This window comes from Microbacterium invictum (assembly GCF_014197265.1).
Lineage (GTDB): Bacteria > Actinomycetota > Actinomycetes > Actinomycetales > Microbacteriaceae > Microbacterium > Microbacterium invictum.
Map to the genome: position 1 here is coordinate 774,535 of NZ_JACIFH010000001.1, position 17,591 is coordinate 792,125.

Consider the following 17,591-nt stretch of genomic DNA (forward strand, 5'->3'; position numbering starts at 1 on the left):
GAACGGCGTGTTTCCCCCGGCATCCCGCCACTGTGAAGCCTGCGTCACGGTTCGCTCACGCCGGCAGGGGGAGTCATGACGGCTTCCGGTCACATCTCGGAAACACGTCCCGGTTGCCTACACTCGAAACCATGCGCGTCGACATCGTCACGATCTTCCCCACGTTCTTCGACGTGCTCGACATCTCGCTGATCGGCAAGGCGCGGGGCAGCGGTCTGCTCGACATCCGCGCCCACGATCTGCGCGACTGGACGCACGATCGGCACCGCACCGTCGACGACACGCCTTACGGCGGCGGTGCCGGCATGGTGATGAAGCCCGAGCCCTGGGGGGAGGCGCTCGATGCACTGCTGACCCCCGAGGCCGTGCTGATCGTGCCGTCGCCGGCGGGCGAGGTCTTCACTCAGCCCACCGCGCGTGAGCTGTCGGCCGAGGCGCACCTCGTCTTCGCCTGCGGCCGGTACGAGGGCATCGACCAGCGCGTCATCGACCACTACGCGCAGTCGCATCGCGTACGGCTGATCAGCCTCGGCGACTACGTGCTCAACGGCGGCGAGGTGGCGGCCATGGCGATGGTCGAGGCGGTGTCGCGCCTGATCCCGGGCGTGGTCGGCAACCCGGCCAGTCTCGTCGAGGAGTCGCACGAGGACGGGCTGCTCGAGTACCCGAGCTACACGAAGCCTGCGCAGTGGCGCGGTGAGGACGTGCCTCCGGTGCTGCTGAGCGGCAATCACGGCGCGATCGCGCAGTGGCGGCGCGATCGCAGCCTTGAGCGCACCGAGCGTGTGCGGCCCGACCTGCTTCCGGAAGCGCCGGGCGCCTAGGACCAGCGCACGAGCACGTCGCCGTCGCTGACGGCCGTCGGCCACACCCGCAGCGCGGCGGGGTCTTTGCCCTGCGTGTCGAGGCACATCCCGGTGCGCAGGTCGAAGACCTGCTTGTACATGGGCGATGCGACCGTGGGCGCCTCCTGCCGCGTGCCGACGATGCCGCGGGAGATGACGTGGGCGCCGCTGTACGGGTCGAGGTTCTGCACCGCGTGCACACGCCCGTCGGCGAGCAGGAACAGGGCGATCTGGATGCCGTGGACCAGCGCCGCGCGCCCGCGCTCGGTCTCCAGCGCGTCCAGCGCGCACACCCGGATCCAGCTGGGCGACGTGACGGACGGCACCTGCTCGTCGATGAGGGTCATCGCCGCACCTCCAGAGTGGTTCCGGCGATCAGGACGCCGCCGGCCGATCGCTCCGCGACGGTCGCGGGGCGAGGCTGACCGCGCTCGGCCGTGTAGGCGAGCGAGGGATCGGGGGTGGCCGGCGCGTTGACGAACGACGCGAACCGGCGCAGCTTCTCGGGGTCGTCCAGAGTGGCCTTCCACTCGTCTTCGTAGGCGTCCACGTGCGTGGCCATCGCGGCATCCAGATCCGCGCAGATGCCGAGGCTGTCCTCGAAGATCACCTCTCGGAGGCCCTCGATACCCCGTTCGAGATCCTCGAACCACGGTGCGGTGCGCTGCAGCCGGTCGGCGGTGAAGATGTAGTACATCAGGAACCGGTCGATCGCGGTGAGCAGTTCGTCGTCGCTGAGCCCCTCGGCCAGCAGCACCGCGTGTCGCGGCGTGAACCCGCCGTTGCCGCCGACGTACATGTTCCAGCCCGCCTCGGTCGCGATCACGCCGACGTCCTTGCCGCGAGCCTCCGCGCATTCGCGAGCGCAGCCCGAGACCCCGAGCTTGATCTTGTGCGGTGACCGCAGGCCGCGGTAGCGGAGCTCCAGCTGAACGGCCATGCCGACCGAGTCCTGGACGCCGTAACGGCACCAGGTCGACCCGACACAGGACTTCACCGTGCGCAGCGACTTTCCGTACGCGTGGCCGGACTCGAATCCGGCATCCACGAGCCGGCGCCAGATGTCGGGCAGCTGCTCGAGGCGCGCGCCGAACATGTCGATGCGCTGACCGCCGGTGATCTTCGTGTAGAGGCCGAAGTCCCGGGCCACCTGCCCGATGGCGACCAGGCCCTCGGGGGTGATCTCGCCGCCGGCGATGCGGGGCACCACGGAGTAGCTGCCGTCCTTCTGCATGTTCGCCATGACGTGGTCGTTGGTGTCCTGCAGGGTCGCGTTCTCACCCTCGAGCACGTGCCCACCGACCAGGGTCGAGAGGATGCTCGCCAGCGCGGGCTTGCAGATGTCGCAGCCGCGGCCGGTGCCGAAGCGTTCGATGACGGCGCTGAAGGTGCGCAGTCCCGAGACGCGCACGGCATCGAACAGCTGTGCCCGCGACAGCGCGAAGTGCTCGCACATGGCGGTGCTCACCGTCGCGCCGCTTCGGGCGAGCTCGGTGCCGACGAGCTTCTTGATCATCGGGACGCACGACCCGCAGGCCGCCCCGGCCTTCGTGCATGACTTGATGGATGCCACGTCGGCGCAGCCCTCGTCATGCACGGCGCTTCGGATGCGGCCGGCGCTCACGCTGTTGCATGAGCACACCAGGGCCTCGTCGGGGAGGTCCCCGTTGGGCGCGGCGACGCCGTCCGCCGGGAGCAGGTATGCGGCCGGATCGGCGCCGAGCGCACTGCCGACGAGCGGGCGCAGCGAGCCGTAGGCGCGCGCGTCGCCGACGAGGATGCCGCCCAGGAGTGTCGTGGCGTCGTCAGACAGGACGAGCTTCTTGTAGACGCCGCCGACCGGGTCGATGTAGACGACGTCGAGGGCGCCCGGGGTGGTCGCGAAGGCGTCGCCGAAGCTTGCGACATCGACCCCGTTGAGCTTGAGCTTGGTCGAGAGGTCGTAACCCGGGAAGGAGGCCTGACCGCCCAGCAGGCCGGTCGCGGCGACCTCGGCCATCGCGTACCCGGGGGCCACCAGGCCGACGCACTGGTCGTCGAAGCACGCGACTTCGCCGATCGCGAGGATGCGGGGGTCGCTCGTCGTGCACGCCTGGTCGATCCTGACGCCGCCGCGGGGGTGCACGTTGAGGCCCGCTGCCCGCGCGAGGTCGTCACGCGGACGAACGCCCACGGTGAACACGACCACGTCGGTGTGCGCGTACGAGCCGTCGCGGAACTCGAGTCCGGCGACGTGGCCGGAGCGGTCCGGGTCGATCCGCGTGGTGATCGTCTCGGTGCGCACGCCGATGCCGCGCGCCTCGATGAGGCGCCGCAGCACACCGCCGGCGGCGTCGTCGAGCTGTGCCGACATGAGCCGATCGGCGGACTGGATGACGGTGCTGGTGACGTCGAGCTCCTGCAGCGCCCCGGCAGCCTCCAGGCCGAGCAGCCCGCCGCCGACCACGGTTCCGGTGAGCGGGCGGCCAAGCTCGGCGCGACGGCGCTGGACGAAGGCGCGGAGAGCCTCGACGTCGTCCAGCGTCCGGTAGACGAAGCACCCCGGGGTCTCGAATCCGTCGAGGGCCAGCTTGGCCGCGAGCGACCCCGTGGCCAGCACGAGCCGGTCGTACGCGACGCTGAGTCCGGAGACGGTCGTCACGCGCCGTGCCTTCCGGTCGATGCGCGCGGCCGCGTCCCCGCGGACGAACCGGACACGCGGGTCGGCGAGGACAGCGGCGTCGAGGGTGAGCTCGTCGGCATGCGCGGCGGTGAAGAACGAGGTCAGTGCGACACGGTCGTAGGGGTCGCGGTCCTCTTCGCCGATGACGGTGACGCGCCATTGTTCACCGGCGCGGCTGAGCAGGCTCTCCGCGAACCGGTGGGCCACCATGCCCGCACCCACCACCACGGCGTGCTGCGCTGTCGTCTCGTCCACGGCGTCACTCCCTCTCGCGATCATGGATCACGTTAGGGAAGCGGTGTTTCGCGGTCGCGGCCGCTGCGGTTACGCGCCGCGAACGTTTCTCTCACACCGGTGCGGGGGTCGGTGTGAGCCGGACGCGGTCAGCGGACGCCGAGGAAGGAGCGGTCGGTCAGGATGACGGGGCCGTCGTCGGTGATCGCGATGGTGTGCTCGGCGTGCGCGCCGCGGGAGCCGTCGACGCTGCGCAGCGTCCACCCGTCGGGGTCGGTGACCAGCTCGTCGGTGGTCTGCAGGAACCAGGGCTCCAGCGCCAGCACCAGCCCCGCGCGCAGCGGATAGCCGCGTCCGGGCTTGCCGTTGTTGGGCACGTGCGGATCGCCGTGCATGACCCGGCCGACGCCGTGTCCGCCGAAGTCCGTGTTGATGGAGTAGCCCTCGCCGTGCGCGACCTCGGCGATCGCGGCGGAGATGTCCCCGATGCGGTTGCCGGGATGCGCGGCCGCGATCGCGGCATCCAGTGCCCGTTCTGCCGTGGCGATGACGGCCAGGTCTTCGTCGCGCGCCGTGCCGATGACGAAGGAGACTGCCGAATCGGCGACCCAGCCGTCCACCGAGACGGCGAAGTCGAGCGAGACCAGGTCGCCGTCGCGCAGCGCGTAGTCGTGGGGGAGGCCGTGGAGGACCGCGTCGTTGATCGAGGTGCAGATGACCTTGCCGAATGGGCTCGCGCCGAACGACGGGTGGTAGTCGATGTAGCAGGACTCGGCGCCCGCCGCCCGGATCATGTCGTGCGCGCGGCGGTCGATGGACAGGAGATTCGTCCCGACCTTCGTCTCGTCTCGCAGGGTGGCCAGAACTTCGGCGACGAAGCGGCCGGCGGGGCGCATCGCCTCGATCTCGGCGGGAGTGCGCAGCTCGATCATGCAGGTCCTTTCCTCAGGTTCCATTCTGCCGGATGGGCGTACCATCGAAGGCATGTGGCTGCGACGCGTGTTCTTCCGGTGGCTGTTGCCCGCCGCCTTCGTTCTGCCGCTGTGGCTGCTGATCGGCTGGATCGCGTTCAGTGCGAGCGGCTGGGCGCTGCTCTGGGTGCTGGTCATCGCGATCCCCTCGGTTCTCGTGGGCCAGCTGGTGCTCACGCTGCTCGTCCGCGCGCGCGGCACCGTCCGCGCCTCGCGCGAGGTGTCCTGGCTGGATGTGGCCGGGTTCGGGGTGTGGCATCTGCTCACGATCGGCGTGGGCTTCTACTCGCAGGCGAGCTTCTGGCCGCTGCTGATCGGCGCGATCGTCGTGTTCATCGCGCTGTTCTGGATGGAGTTGTGGCAGCTCTTCCGTGAGGCGAAGCCGTCGGCGATGCTGCGCAGCAGCGGCGGGTTCTCATACCTTCCGGCCGCCGACGCCCCCGAAGCGGACGCGCCCGAGCCCGACGTGTTCATCGTCACCGAGAAGAACCAGCACCCGCACTCCTGACACCGGCGAGCCGCGGTTTGGCGGGTGCTCCCGTCCATGGCAGAATGGTTCTTTGTGCCCGGGACAGGCTCTGCCTCAGGGGAGCACGGCGCCGTCCGACGGATGCCGCGGGTGCACACAACTTTCATCCAACCCTCTCGCGATCGACCTGTGGCGGTCGCAGGAAGTGACGATCATGCAGATCCTCGACTCCGTTGACGCAGCCTCGCTGCGCAGCGACATCCCCGCCTTCGGGCCCGGCGACACCGTGAAGGTGCACGTCAACATCACGGAGGGCAGCCGCTCCCGTATCCAGGTGTTCCAGGGCATCGTCATCGGCCGTTCCGGCGACGGCGTTCGCGAGACCTTCACGGTCCGCAAGATCAGCTTCCAGGTGGGCGTGGAGCGCACCTTCCCCGTGCACAGCCCCGTGATCGACCACATCGAGATCGTCACCCGCGGAGACGTCCGTCGCGCGAAGCTGTACTACCTGCGCGAGCTGCGCGGCAAGAAGGCCAAGATCAAGGAGAAGCGCGCCAACTGACGCACGCGCTGTCTTCGACGATTGCCCCGGGACCTCCAGTCCCGGGGCAATCTTCGTTGGCAGGGGGATTCGGGCTGCGTGCCGCGGCACGGGGCGCCGCCGGAATGTGCGACCCTGGAGGGCAGGCCGTCTCAGTCGAGGCGTGGCGGGGTGAAGGACGGGAATGACTTCGGAGCAGACGGCATCCGCCGACGCCGGCGAGCCGACGCAGGCACGACCGAACAGCAGGTTCTGGACGCTGATGCGCGACGTGCTCGTGATCGTCCTGATCGCCGTCGTGGTGTCCTTCCTCGTCAAGACCTTTCTGGTCCGCTCTTTCTTCATCCCCTCCGGTTCGATGGAGAACACGCTCCAGGTGGACGATCGCATCCTGGTGGACGAGCTCACGCCGCGCTTCGGCGACTATGAGCGCGGCGATGTCATCGTCTTCCGCGATCCCGGCGGATGGCTGCCGGTGACCGTGGAGCCGCCGCGTCCGCCCGTGGTCGAGGCCCTGGACTGGGTGCTGGCGCTGGTGGGCATCTCGGCTCCGGACAGCAAGGATCATCTGATCAAGCGGATCATCGGCACACCCGGTGACCACGTGGTGTGCTGCAACCCGATCGGGCAGATCACGGTGAACGACGTGCCGATCGACGAGACCGCCTACGTGAAGCTCGCCCCCGGGCAGACCGCACCGAAGGAGTCGCTGTTCGACGTGGACGTGCCGGACGGCTCGCTCTGGGTGCTCGGCGACAATCGCGACAACTCGCGCGACTCGAGGGCGCACACCGATCAGCCTTCGCACGGGTTCGTCCCGATCGACAACGTCGTCGGCCGCGCGTTCCTGATCACCTGGCCGCTGAACCGCTTCGGGCCGATCGACTTCCATCACGAGGTCTTCGCCGGAGTGCCGGAGCCCGGATCGCCATGACCGTGCCGACCCCGAAGCTCACCGTCGAACGGCGGCTGCTGCGCGAGCATGCGCTCGTGATCGCGTGCGACGAGGTCGGACGCGGTGCATTGGCGGGGCCGGTGGCGGTCGGCGCGGCGGTCGTGGACGCACGCCTGTCACGCTCCCGCGTGCCCGAGGGCCTGCGCGACTCGAAGCTGGTGGCCGAAGCACGCCGGCCGCTGGTCGCGCGGCGTGTAGCCGGATGGGTGCCGGCCTCGGCCGTCGGGTGGGCCAGCGCTGCGGAGATCGACGATGTCGGCATCATGCGCGCCCTGGGGCTGGCCGCATTGCGCGCCATCGAGGGCTTGCTGGCCGCCGGGGTCGACGCGGAGGGTGCCGTGGTGATCCTCGACGGGAACCACGACTACATCACCCCCGCGGGCGGCACACTGCCGGTGCGCCCGATCATCAAGGCCGACCGCGACTGCGCGGGCGCCGCGGCCGCGTCGGTCCTCGCCAAGGTCGCGCGCGATGAGCTGATGGTCGAGATGCATGAAGAGCTCCCGGTCTATCAGTGGGCGCGGAACAAGGGCTATGGGAGCCTCGATCATCGCGACGCCATCCGCGACCACGGGCTGAGTCGTCACCACCGTGCGTCCTGGGCGATCTCGGCTGCCGCAGCGGCGGACACGCTCACCTTCAGCGTCTGAAGCACGGGCCACGACCGACCGGCCCGGCCCATCGCGACGGCCTAGGATGGAAGCACCATGGACGACGAAGTATTCGAAGACTACGACCGCGAGCTCGAGCTGGCGCTGTTCAAGGAGTATCGGGACGTCGTCTCTCAATTCCAGTACGTCATCGAGACCGAGCGCCGGTTCTATCTGGCCAACGATGTCAACGTCGTGCGGCGCGATACCGAGCACGACTTCTATTTCGAGATCTCGATGACCGACGTGTGGGTGTGGGACATCTATCGCGCGGATCGGTTCGTGAAGTCCGTGCGGGTACTGACGTTCAAGGACGTCAACGTCGAGGAGCTTCAGCGACGCGACTTCCAGCTGCCCGAAGAGCTGTCGCTCGACAGCTGACGCAGCTTCCTCCACAGGCGACTGATTCGCCGGACTGTCCACGGATGGCGGAGATCGCGGCCGCCGGAGTCGGGTCCGCGGGCACGATGCCTTCATGGCATCAAAGGACGAGCGCGGCAGGCAGGGCGAACAGCGCGCGGCGGACCACCTCCAGGCACGCGGCTTCCGGCTGCTCGACCGCAACTGGCGGTGCACCCAGGGCGAGATCGACATCGTGGCCGCCCGTGGCGGTGACCTGGTCGTGGTGGAGGTCAAGACCCGGCGTACCGAGTGGTTCGGGCACCCCTTCGACGCCGTGGATCGGCGCAAGCGGGCGCGGCTGTGGCGGCTGTCCTGCGCCTGGGTCGCCGCCCACCCCGAGCTGGCCCGCGGACGACGGCTGCGCCTGGATGTCATCGGCATCACCGGCGAGGATCCCGCCACGGCGGTCCTCGAGCACATCGAGGATCTGGCGTGACCGTCGGGCGGACGTGGTCGGTCGTCCTGACCGGTCTGGCCGGCGACACCGTCGAGGTCGAGGCGGACGTGTCGAATCAGACCCCGCAGTTCGTGATCATCGGGCTCGGCGACAAGGCGATCGGCGAAGCGCACCAGCGTGTGCACAACGCGTGCGAGAACAGTGACCTGCGGCTGCCGCGCCGGCGTCTGACCGTCAATCTCTCGCCGGCAAGCCTCCCCAAGCAGGGGACCGGGTTGGACGTCGCGATCGCACTGGCGGCTCTCGCGACCGAGTATCGAATGGATGCCGCGTCCCTCGCGGCCACGGTGCATCTGGGCGAGTTGGGGCTGGACGGCAGGCTGCGGCCGGTGCCCGGAATCCTGCCGGCTGTCGTGGCCGCCGCGACGGCCGGCTTCCGACGCGTCGTGGTGCCGGAGGCTGCGGTGGCAGAGGCGCAGCTCGTGGCCGGTGTCGACGTGCAGGGCGCGGTGAGCCTGCGCGATGTCGTCAGGCTGCACGGGCTCGAGGTCCCCGAACTCGCTCTTCCGCCCGTCCCGCTGCCCGAGGCAGGTTCCAGCGGCGACCCGGACCCGATCCTCGAACTGGCGGACGTCATCGGTCAGCACGACGCGGTGGGCGCCCTCGTCGTCGCTGCGGCCGGCGGCCACCACCTGCTCATGACGGGGCCGCCCGGTGCCGGCAAGACGATGCTCGCCCGGCGCCTCCCCGGCATCCTTCCCGCGCTCGATGACGCCGCGGCCCTGCAGGCGGCCTCGATCAGGTCGCTCACGGGCGCGTCGGTGACCCGCCTCGAGCGCACCCCGCCGTTCGAAGCGCCGCATCACTCGGCCAGTGCGGCCGCCCTGGTGGGCGGCGGGACGCGCGTCGTCCGTCCCGGGGCGATCGCCCGTGCCAGCGGCGGTGTCCTCTTCCTGGACGAGGCCGGGGAATTCGGCGGACACACCCTCGACGCGCTGCGCCAGCCGCTGGAGTCCGGGCGCATCGAGATCCATCGCGCGGGCTTCCGTGCGACCTTCCCCGCCCGGTTCCAGCTGGTGCTGGCCACCAATCCGTGTCCGTGCGGCAACTACGGGGTGCCCGGAGGGGCCTGCACCTGCCCCTCGCTGGCGATCCGCCGCTACCTGGGCCGGCTGTCCGGCCCGCTGCTGGACCGCATCGACATCGAACTCGGCATGCAGCGCGTGTCCATCGCGCACGCGGACCGCACCGGGACCACGACTCTGACGACCGCGCAGGCTCGCGCGCAGGTGGTGACCGCACGCGAACGCGCCGCCCGGCGGCTGCGGGATACCCCCTGGCGCACGAACGCCGAGACGTCGGGGTCATGGCTCAGATCCGGGCCGCTGGCACCCGAACCCGCCGTCCGGCGCCCCCTCGATGCCGCACTTCACCGCGGCTCCCTCACCCTCCGCGGATACGACCGGGTGCTGAGAGTGGCCTGGAGCGTGTGTGATCTGGCGGGCCGCGATCGTCTGCAGGTGGGGGACATCGGACGCGCGCTCTACCTGAAGAAGGGAACGACCCGATGACGACCATTCCGCTCTCGGACGAGACCGCGGCCACCGCGCTCGGCCTCAGGGTCGAGGAGATCGATGAGTCCATGCGAGACCGCTACGCGCGAGGCATCTGGTCGTGCCTGACCGAACCCGGCGACGGCGTGGCGGGTGCGCTCATCGCCGCGTTCGGCGCTCGGGAGGCACTCACGATCGTCGACATCGACGACCCGCTCGCCGGCGCGGCCGCCGGAGTGGATGCGAAGACGCTGGCGCAAGCACGCTCGCGATGGCGGCCGCGGCGGGGCGACGTGCGTCGCGCGTTCGACGCGGCTCGCCGCTGCGGCGCACAGCTCATCACCCCCGCCGACGCGGCGTGGCCGCAGCGCGTCGATGATCTCGGCATCCACGCACCTGTCTGTCTCTGGGTTCGCGGTGACGCGAGCCTGCTCCCGGCGCACGGAGGCGCTGTGGCGATCGTCGGCTCACGTGCGGCCTCTTCGTACGGTGAGCACGTCGCGATGGAACTGGCTGCAGACCTGGCAGGCTCGGGTGTCATGATCGTCTCGGGCGCCGCGTACGGCATCGACGGCGCGGCGCACCGCGCGACGCTCACCGCCGGTGGCACGACCCTCGCCGTGCTGGCCGGTGGCATCGACCGACCCTACCCGGCCGGCCACACCGATCTGCTCAGCCGCGTCGTGCGCAGCGGCGTCGTCGTCGCAGAGGTGCCCTGCGGGACGGCACCCACCAAGTGGCGCTTCCTCTCGCGCAATCGCCTCATCGCGGCGATGTCGGATGCGACGGTGGTCGTCGAGGCCGGATGGCGCAGTGGCTCACTCAACACCGCGCACCACGCGGCGGATCTGAGCCGGCCGATGGGTGCCGTGCCCGGCCCCGTGACCAGCGCGAGTTCGATGGGCTGTCATCGGCTGCTGCGCGAGACCGAGGCCCATTGCATCACCCGGGCCGACGATGTGCGCGAACTGATGGGACTCGACGCCCGGATCGGCGCCGTCGACGCCGGCGCGCGCACCGACGAGCGCACGCGGGTCCGCGACGCTCTCAGCACCCGTGGGGGCCGGACCACCGACGACATCGCCCGCCGCAGCGGACTCTCACCGTCCGAGACGGGCGCCGTGCTGGCACTGCTCGAACTCAGCGGTGAGGTGGAACGCCGAGGCGAGGCGTGGCGACGGCGTCCGGCGAGCTGACCGCGCAGCGGTGCGGCGTCGCCTCCGCGCCGGCGGTCCGGGGCAGAGTGGAGCCGTGCGATTGTCCGAGGCGACCTCAACATATGCCATCCACCTGGCGCAGGTGCGGCGGCTGTCGCCCGCGACCGTGCGGGCGTACCGCGCCGATCTGACCGATCTCGGCACCGTCATCGGCGATCAGGAACTCGATGCCATCGACCTCGAGAGCCTGCGCGAGTGGCTGTGGACGGCCACCAAGCGCGGCGAGGCACGGGCGACGATCGCGCGCCGGACCGCATCGGTGCGCGGCTTCTTCGCCTGGGCCCACGAGCGCGAGATGATCGTCGTCGACCCGAGCATCCGGCTGGTGGCCCCCAAGCGCGGGCGCACACTGCCGCAGATCGCGACGGCGGGCACGATGACCGACGTCCTGGAATCGGCGCGCGAGGCCGCCGCCGAGGGAGACCCCATCGCTCTGCGCGATGCCGCACTCCTGGAACTGCTGTACGGCAGCGCGGTGCGCGTCTCCGAGCTGTGCGGGCTGAACGTCGATGACCTCGACATGGGTCGCCGCACGATGCGCGTGACCGGAAAGGGCGACAAGCAGCGGGTCGTGCCTTTCGGGGAGCCGGCGGCACGGGCGCTCGACGCCTACCTCGTGCGCGCCCGGCCGGCACTCGCGGCGCGCGCCGGACATGCCGGCCCGGCACTGCTCATCGGCGTCCGTGGCGGGCGGATGGGCAGCCGCGCGGTGTACGACGTGGTGGATCGCACGATCGGTCCCGTGCTGGGCACCGCGCATGTGGGCCCGCACGCGCTGCGCCACTCCGCCGCCACCCATCTGCTCGACGGCGGCGCCGACCTGCGCACGGTCCAGGAGATGCTCGGTCACGCGAGCTTGGGCACCACCCAGATCTACACGCACGTGTCGGCCGAGAAGCTGGCAGCCACGTATCGACTCGCGCACCCCCGCGCGTGAGCGCGTCCCGGGTCTAGCAGCACGGCAGCAGCACCGCGCGCGGGACCGCCTCGAACAGCAGCATGGGGTTGATGTACTCGCCTTCCCGGCGCACCCCGAAGTGCACGGTGCCCGGGGGTGCGTGCCCGCCGGCGCCGATGTGCCCGACCGGGTCGCCCGCGGCCACGAAGGTCCCGGCCACCGGAGCATCGCGGACAGGCTCGAGGGTCGTCACGAGGCCGTTCCCGTGATCGATGGTCATCACGGCCCGGTCGACGACCGTGCCCGAGAACGCCACGACGCCCGTCGCCGGTGCGCGCAGCTCGTCCGTCCCGGCGGGCAGCAGGTCCACGCCGCGGTGGCCCGGTCCGTACCGGTGGGCCGGCGCTTCGTAGGGCAGGACGAGTCGGAATGAGTCGAGCGGCCACTGCCAGCCGATGAGCGGGGCAGCCGCAGGCGCGTTCACCGGCGCGTCCGAGGTCTCCGGAGCCGCGGTGGCAGCGCTGGGACCACCCCACGCGAGGAGGACAAGGAGAGTGAGTGCGGCCAACCGGCCCACTCGGCGACGAGACATGCTTCGAGGATTGCGTCAGGCGCTCCGCCGCCGTCAGCTCCGGCGCCGATCTGTGGAGGAATCGGTGGCGGACGGGGCAGGGGAGGAGGCGGTGCTCCTGATACACTGGAAGTCGCACCCCGCATGTCGGGGTGACTACGCGTGCCCACAGCGCGCTTCACCCGCGAGGGTTCGAGCACGTGGCATCCACACCCCAGGTCTTTCCGCTCCGGCGGAGAGTGGGTGTGCGCCGGGCGCCAGGATTGCCGCGACCATCCGGTCGGGCGAACAAAACCGAAACACGGCGCTCCGGCGCCAGAACAGGAGAACGGCCATGGCCGTCGTCACCATTCGCCAGCTGCTCGACAGCGGCGTTCACTTCGGACACCAGACCCGCCGGTGGAACCCGAAAGTCAAGCGCTTCATCCTCACCGAGCGCTCGGGCATCCACATCATCGACCTGCAGCAGTCGCTCGCGTACATCGACCGCGCGTACGAGTACGTCAAGGAGACGGTCGCCCACGGCGGCACCGTGCTCTTCGTCGGTACCAAGAAGCAGGCTCAGGAAGTCATCGCCGAGCAGGCGACCCGCGTCGGCCAGCCCTATGTCAACCAGCGCTGGCTCGGTGGTCTGCTGACCAACTTCGCGACGGTCAGCAAGCGCCTCGCCCGCATGAAGGAGCTCGAGGAACTCGACTTCGAGAACCCGGCCGAGAGCGGCTTCACCAAGAAGGAGCTGCTGCTCAAGAAGCGCGAGCTCGACAAGCTGCACAAGTCGCTGGGCGGTATCCGCAACCTGCAGAAGACCCCGTCGGCTATCTGGGTCGTCGACGCCAAGCGCGAGCACCTGGCCGTCAACGAGGCCAAGAAGCTCGGCATCCCCGTCATCGGCATCCTCGACACCAACGCCGACCCGGACGAGTTCCAGTATGCGATCCCCGGCAACGACGACGCGATCCGCTCGGTGGGCCTGCTCACCCGCATCATCGCCGACGCCGCCGCCGAAGGCCTGATCCAGCGCCACCAGCCCGCCGACGAGGCCGAAACGGCCGAGCCGCTGGCCGAGTGGGAGCGCGAGCTGCTCGAGTCGGGCGCGCCGGAGCAGTCCTCCGCCACCACCGCGAAGGTCGCCGACGAGGCCGAGGCTGCTGTCGAGACCGCTGAGGTCGTCGCCGAGGAGCAGGCCGCCGAGGTCGAGGCCGCCGCTGAAGCCGAGGCTCCTGCAGCCGAGGCTCCGGCAGCCGAGGAGCCGGTCGTCGAGGCCGAGGTCGCCGCCCAGGCGCCCGCCGAAGCCGCCGCCGAGTAACAGCGATCCACTTCCCGACGGGGCGGGCTCCGGCCCGCCCCGTCCCCAGATCATCCAGACAACCTAGGAGCCACCACCCATGGCAAACTTCACCATCGCGGACATCAAGACCCTGCGCGAGCAGCTCGGCACCGGCATGGTCGACACCAAGAAGGCACTCGAGGAGGCCGACGGCGACCTCGAGAAGGCTGTGGAGATCCTGCGGCTCAAGGGCGCGAAGGGCAACGCGAAGCGTGCCGACCGCTCGACGAGCGAGGGTCTGGTCGCAGCCGTCCGTCAGGGCGACGCGGTCACCATCATCGAGCTGAACACCGAGACCGACTTCGTCGCCAAGAACGAGCGCTTCGGCGCATTGGCCGACAAGGTGCTCGCGGCGACCGCCACGGCCGGCGCCGACTCGGTCGAGGCCGCCCTCGCCGCCGACGCCGACGGCACGCCCGTCGCCCAGATCATCTCGGACGAGGCCGCAATCATCGGCGAGAAGGTCGAACTGCGCCGCGTGCGCACCCTGACCGGTGACAACTTCGAGATCTACCTGCACAAGACCAGCAAGGACCTGCCGCCGCAGATCGGCGTCGTCGTGGCCTACACCGGCGACGACGCAGAGACTGCGCGCAGCATCGCGCAGCACATCTCGTTCGCGAACCCGAGCTACCTGTCGCGCGACGACGTGCCCGAGGCCGACGTCGAGAAGGAGCGCGAGATCGTCACCGAGATCTCCCGCAACGAAGGCAAGCCCGAGGCCGCTCTGCCGAAGATCGTGGAGGGGCGCGTGGGCGCCTTCTTCAAGCAGGTCGCCCTGCTCGATCAGGACTACGCGAAGGACAACAAGCTGTCGGTCGCGAAGGTCGCCGCAGACGCCGGCATCACCATCACCGACTTCGCCCGCTTCAAGGTCGGCGCGTAATCATGCAGGGGGTCCGCATCTTCGGATGCGGGCCCTTTCGCATGCCATTCGATAGTCTGCATTCGCGACGAGAGGAAACTCAGTGATCGATGAGACCACCGGACGCCGCCGCGTCCTCCTGAAGCTGTCCGGTGAAGCGTTCGGCGGTGGCAGCCTCGGGGTCAACCCCGACGTGGTCAGCCAGATCGCTCAGGAGATCGCTGCCGCAGCGGACCGCGTAGAGATCTCCATCGTCGTCGGCGGAGGGAACTTCTTCCGCGGTGCCGAGCTCAGCCAGCGGGGCATGGACCGCGGCCGCGCCGACTACATGGGCATGCTTGGCACGGTCATGAACGCGCTCGCCCTGCAGGACTTCCTCGAGCAGGCCGGTGCTGCCACGCGCGTGCAGTCGGCGATCGCGATGACCCAGGTCGCCGAGCCCTACATCCCGCGTCGCGCCGAGCGTCACATGGAGAAGGGCCGCGTCGTGATCTTCGGTGCCGGCGCCGGGCTGCCGTACTTCTCCACGGACACGGTGGCCGCCCAGCGGGCGCTGGAGATCGGCGCGGACGAGGTGCTGGTCGCCAAGAACGGCGTCGACGGCGTCTACACCGCTGATCCGAAGAAGGATGCCACGGCAGAGCGCATCGACACGATCACCTACCAGGAGGCGCTGCAGCGAGGTCTGAAGGTCGTCGACTCGACCGCCTTCAGCCTGTGCATGGACAACGGCATCGACATGCGCGTGTTCGGCATGGAACCGGCCGGCAACGTCACGCGTGCGCTGCTCGGAGAGCGGATGGGCACCCTCGTCACGGTCTGAGCCCGCGCACCATCGCGCACTAGACTTGACCGGACGCAACGACGAATGGAGTGACCGTGATCGCCGAGATCCTGGCAGACACGACCGCACGTATGGACCGTGCCGTAGAAGCCGCGAAGGAAGACTTCGCGACCGTTCGCACCGGCCGCGCGAACCCGCAGCTGTTCCAGAAGGTGCTCGTCGACTATTACGGCACGCCTACACCGCTCGCACAGCTGGCTTCGCTGAACAGCAGCGATGCGCGCACCCTCGTCATCACGCCCTACGACAAGTCCGCGCTCAAGGCCATCGAGCAGGCCGTTCGGGAGATGCCGAACCTGGGCGCGAACCCCACCAACGACGGCACACTCGTCCGGGTGACGATGCCCGAACTGACCGCCGAGCGCCGCAAGGAGTACGTCAAGCTCGTGCGCACCAAGGGCGAGGACTCGAAGGTGCAGCTGCGCGGCATCCGTCGCAAGTCCAAGGACGAACTGGATGCGCTCAAGAGCGAGGTCGGCGAAGACGACCTGGTGCGCGCGGAGAAGGAACTCGACGCTGTGACGCGTGCCCACGTCGACGCCATCGACGAGGCGCTCAAGCGCAAAGAAGCCGAACTCCTCGAGGTCTGAGCCAGATGTCCGACCCCGCCGACGAACGTGCGTCGGACGATCAGCCGCAGACCCGGGCCGAAGCCCGGCGTGCAATGGACGGGGTCGGCTTCCAAGAGCACGTGAGGGAGGCGCGGTCGGACTTCGAGCAGCAGATCGGGAAGGCGAGAGCCGACTTCGAGCAGGCCAATGAGCGTATCAATGCGCGCACCGGCCGCAACCTGCTCATGGCGATCCTCATCGGGCTGGCTCTTGGTGCCGCGGTCCTGGGCTCGCTGCTGTTCGTGAAGTGGCTGTTCATCCTGTTCGCACTGCCGGTGGCGCTGCTGGGCGTTTTCGAATTCTGCCGGGCACTGCAAGCGCACGGCCGCCGCGTCGACGTCATCCCGCAGCTCGTGCTGGGCGGCGTCGTCGTGCTGGCCGGCTTCTTCGTCGGCCACTGGACGCACTGGGTGATCACCTTCACCGCCGTCGCCGCTCTGATCGTCTGGCGACTGCTCGCGCAGATGGCGGCCCGCGACGGGCGCCGGTACGGCGAGGTCGTGACCGATGCGCTCGTGGCCGGCCTGCTTCTCCTGTACGTGTCCTTCCTCGCGAGCCTCTTGCTCGTGCTGCTGCGAGAAGATCAGGGCGAGCTCTGGGTGCTCACCATGATCGCGATCGCCGTGGCATCCGACACCGGCGCGTACGCGAGCGGCCTCGCCTTCGGCAGCCACCCGATGGCGCCGCGGATCAGCCCCAAGAAGACCTGGGAGGGGTTCGCCGGCGCGGTCGTCGCCGCGGTGGCCGCAGGGGTGCTCATGGGCATCTTCGTCCTTCAGGTGCCATTCTGGGTCGGTCTGCTCTTCGGCGTCGGTGTACTCATCTCGGCGACGATCGGCGACCTGGGGGAGTCGATGATCAAACGTGACCTCGGCATCAAGGACATGAGCTCCTGGCTGCCCGGTCACGGCGGTGTTCTCGACCGGCTGGACTCGATCCTCCCCTCGACGGTGGTCGCCCTGGCGATGTACTTCCTCTTCTTCCCCCTGGTGAGCGCATGACCTCTGACACAACCGTCGAACCCGCACCGTTCGAGCGGACCACCGGGCGGACCAAGGGCTACGATCCTGCGTCCGTCGACGCGTTCCTCGAGGCCGCGCGGGTCGCGTTCGAACACGATGACAGCGCTGAGCTCGACGCCGCCGACGTCCGGCACGCGGCCTTCCGGCTTGTCCGGCGTGGCTACGAGATCGCCGCGGTCGACGCGGCGCTCGGGCGCGTCGAGGACGCATTCGCCGCACGCGAACGCGACCGTGCGCTCTCACGCGCGGGGGCTCGCGCCTGGGTCGGGCGGTCGCGCAAGACCGGCCAGGAGATCCTCGATCGGCTGACCCGTCCTCACCGGTCCCGGTTCGCGCGGGTGGGTTGGCTGCACTACGGCTACCGTGTGGACGAGGTGGACCTGGTCGCCGACAAGATCGCGCACTACCTCGAGGCCGGCGAAGGAGTCTCGGTCGACCAGGTGCGCGCGGTCGCGTTCCGGATGCAGCGCGGCGGGTATCGCGAAGACCAGGTGGATGCCGTTCTGGATGCCGTGGTCGAGGTCATGCTGGCGGTCGGCTGACGGCATGACAGGCGG

At 69.7% G+C, this 17,591-nt stretch carries 20 protein-coding genes; 16 read left to right on the top strand and 4 right to left on the bottom strand.

Features of this window, described 5'->3' with window-relative positions:
• Positions 1–131: 131 nt before the first annotated feature.
• Positions 132–824: a tRNA (guanosine(37)-N1)-methyltransferase TrmD gene (trmD, locus tag BKA10_RS03770; protein ID WP_183498660.1), complete on the top strand. Its 693-nt coding sequence runs from the start codon at positions 132–134 to the stop codon at positions 822–824.
• On the opposite strand, the gene nirD is transcribed toward trmD, so the two are convergent.
• From nirD to map, 3 genes are all read right to left on the bottom strand, one after another.
• The gene (gene nirD / locus BKA10_RS03775; protein ID WP_183498661.1) at positions 821–1,192 is read right to left on the bottom strand and encodes a nitrite reductase small subunit NirD; all 372 of its coding nucleotides are present in this window, start codon (positions 1,190–1,192) and stop codon (positions 821–823) included. The two genes, trmD and nirD, sit on opposite strands and share 4 nt — an antisense overlap.
• Positions 1,189–3,762, bottom strand: a complete 2,574-nt coding sequence (gene nirB / locus BKA10_RS03780) for a nitrite reductase large subunit NirB (RefSeq protein ID WP_338402959.1) — start codon at positions 3,760–3,762, stop codon at positions 1,189–1,191. The genes nirD and nirB overlap by 4 nt, the downstream gene beginning before the upstream one ends.
• Before the next feature lie 128 nt (positions 3,763–3,890).
• A complete protein-coding gene (gene map, locus BKA10_RS03785) occupies positions 3,891–4,673 on the bottom strand; it encodes a type I methionyl aminopeptidase (protein ID WP_183498663.1) in 783 nt (260 codons plus the stop codon).
• Positions 4,674–4,725: 52 nt separating this feature from the next.
• Between map and BKA10_RS03790 the strand changes: the two genes are divergently transcribed.
• The 9 genes from BKA10_RS03790 to BKA10_RS03830 all read left to right on the top strand — a co-directional run bounded on the left by BKA10_RS03790 (position 4,726) and on the right by BKA10_RS03830 (position 11,833).
• The gene (locus tag BKA10_RS03790) at positions 4,726–5,220 is read left to right on the top strand and encodes an MFS transporter permease (protein WP_183498664.1); all 495 of its coding nucleotides are present in this window, start codon (positions 4,726–4,728) and stop codon (positions 5,218–5,220) included.
• 175 nt (positions 5,221–5,395) lie between these two features.
• Entirely contained in the window at positions 5,396–5,743 is a 348-nt protein-coding gene (rplS, locus tag BKA10_RS03795) for a 50S ribosomal protein L19 (protein WP_183498665.1), read from the top strand.
• 163 nt (positions 5,744–5,906) lie between these two features.
• A complete protein-coding gene (gene lepB, locus BKA10_RS03800; protein ID WP_183498666.1) occupies positions 5,907–6,656 on the top strand; it encodes a signal peptidase I in 750 nt (249 codons plus the stop codon).
• On the top strand, positions 6,653–7,327 hold the full coding sequence (gene rnhB / locus BKA10_RS03805; RefSeq protein WP_183498667.1) for a ribonuclease HII: 675 nt from the start codon (positions 6,653–6,655) through the stop codon (positions 7,325–7,327). Before lepB ends, rnhB begins: the two co-directional genes overlap by 4 nt.
• 57 nt (positions 7,328–7,384) lie before the next feature.
• Positions 7,385–7,708 carry a DUF2469 family protein gene (locus BKA10_RS03810; protein ID WP_183498668.1) on the top strand — a complete coding sequence of 108 codons (324 nt, stop codon included), beginning with the start codon at positions 7,385–7,387 and terminating at the stop codon, positions 7,706–7,708.
• Positions 7,709–7,802: 94 nt separating this feature from the next.
• The gene (locus BKA10_RS03815) at positions 7,803–8,165 is read left to right on the top strand and encodes a YraN family protein (protein ID WP_183498669.1); all 363 of its coding nucleotides are present in this window, start codon (positions 7,803–7,805) and stop codon (positions 8,163–8,165) included.
• Entirely contained in the window at positions 8,162–9,697 is a 1,536-nt protein-coding gene (locus BKA10_RS03820) for a YifB family Mg chelatase-like AAA ATPase (RefSeq protein WP_183498670.1), read from the top strand. Before BKA10_RS03815 ends, BKA10_RS03820 begins: the two co-directional genes overlap by 4 nt.
• Entirely contained in the window at positions 9,694–10,875 is a 1,182-nt protein-coding gene (gene dprA, locus BKA10_RS03825) for a DNA-processing protein DprA (RefSeq protein ID WP_183498671.1), read from the top strand. Before BKA10_RS03820 ends, dprA begins: the two co-directional genes overlap by 4 nt.
• 55 nt (positions 10,876–10,930) lie before the next feature.
• Positions 10,931–11,833, top strand: coding sequence for a tyrosine-type recombinase/integrase (locus BKA10_RS03830; RefSeq protein WP_183498672.1), 903 nt, complete (start codon positions 10,931–10,933; stop codon positions 11,831–11,833).
• Positions 11,834–11,846: 13 nt separating this feature from the next.
• Here BKA10_RS03830 and BKA10_RS03835 read toward each other — a convergent pair whose 3' ends face one another.
• A complete protein-coding gene (locus BKA10_RS03835; RefSeq protein WP_183498673.1) occupies positions 11,847–12,386 on the bottom strand; it encodes a murein hydrolase activator EnvC family protein in 540 nt (179 codons plus the stop codon).
• Positions 12,387–12,699: 313 nt separating this feature from the next.
• On the opposite strand from BKA10_RS03835, the gene rpsB reads away from it, so the two are divergent.
• The 6 genes from rpsB to BKA10_RS03865 all read left to right on the top strand — a co-directional run bounded on the left by rpsB (position 12,700) and on the right by BKA10_RS03865 (position 17,576).
• Positions 12,700–13,671, top strand: a complete 972-nt coding sequence (gene rpsB / locus BKA10_RS03840; protein ID WP_183498674.1) for a 30S ribosomal protein S2 — start codon at positions 12,700–12,702, stop codon at positions 13,669–13,671.
• A 79-nt stretch (positions 13,672–13,750) separates the two neighbouring features.
• Entirely contained in the window at positions 13,751–14,578 is an 828-nt protein-coding gene (gene tsf, locus BKA10_RS03845) for a translation elongation factor Ts (RefSeq protein WP_183498675.1), read from the top strand.
• Between the two features lie 82 nt (positions 14,579–14,660).
• Entirely contained in the window at positions 14,661–15,380 is a 720-nt protein-coding gene (gene pyrH / locus BKA10_RS03850; RefSeq protein WP_183498676.1) for a UMP kinase, read from the top strand.
• A 56-nt stretch (positions 15,381–15,436) separates the two neighbouring features.
• A complete protein-coding gene (frr, locus tag BKA10_RS03855; RefSeq protein ID WP_183501048.1) occupies positions 15,437–15,991 on the top strand; it encodes a ribosome recycling factor in 555 nt (184 codons plus the stop codon).
• A 5-nt stretch (positions 15,992–15,996) separates the two neighbouring features.
• Positions 15,997–17,013: a phosphatidate cytidylyltransferase gene (locus tag BKA10_RS03860; protein ID WP_183498677.1), complete on the top strand. Its 1,017-nt coding sequence runs from the start codon at positions 15,997–15,999 to the stop codon at positions 17,011–17,013.
• Positions 17,010–17,576 (top strand): DivIVA domain-containing protein, encoded by a 567-nt coding sequence (locus BKA10_RS03865; protein WP_183498678.1) that lies wholly within the window; start codon positions 17,010–17,012, stop codon positions 17,574–17,576. Before BKA10_RS03860 ends, BKA10_RS03865 begins: the two co-directional genes overlap by 4 nt.
• The last annotated feature ends 15 nt before the right edge of the window (positions 17,577–17,591 follow it).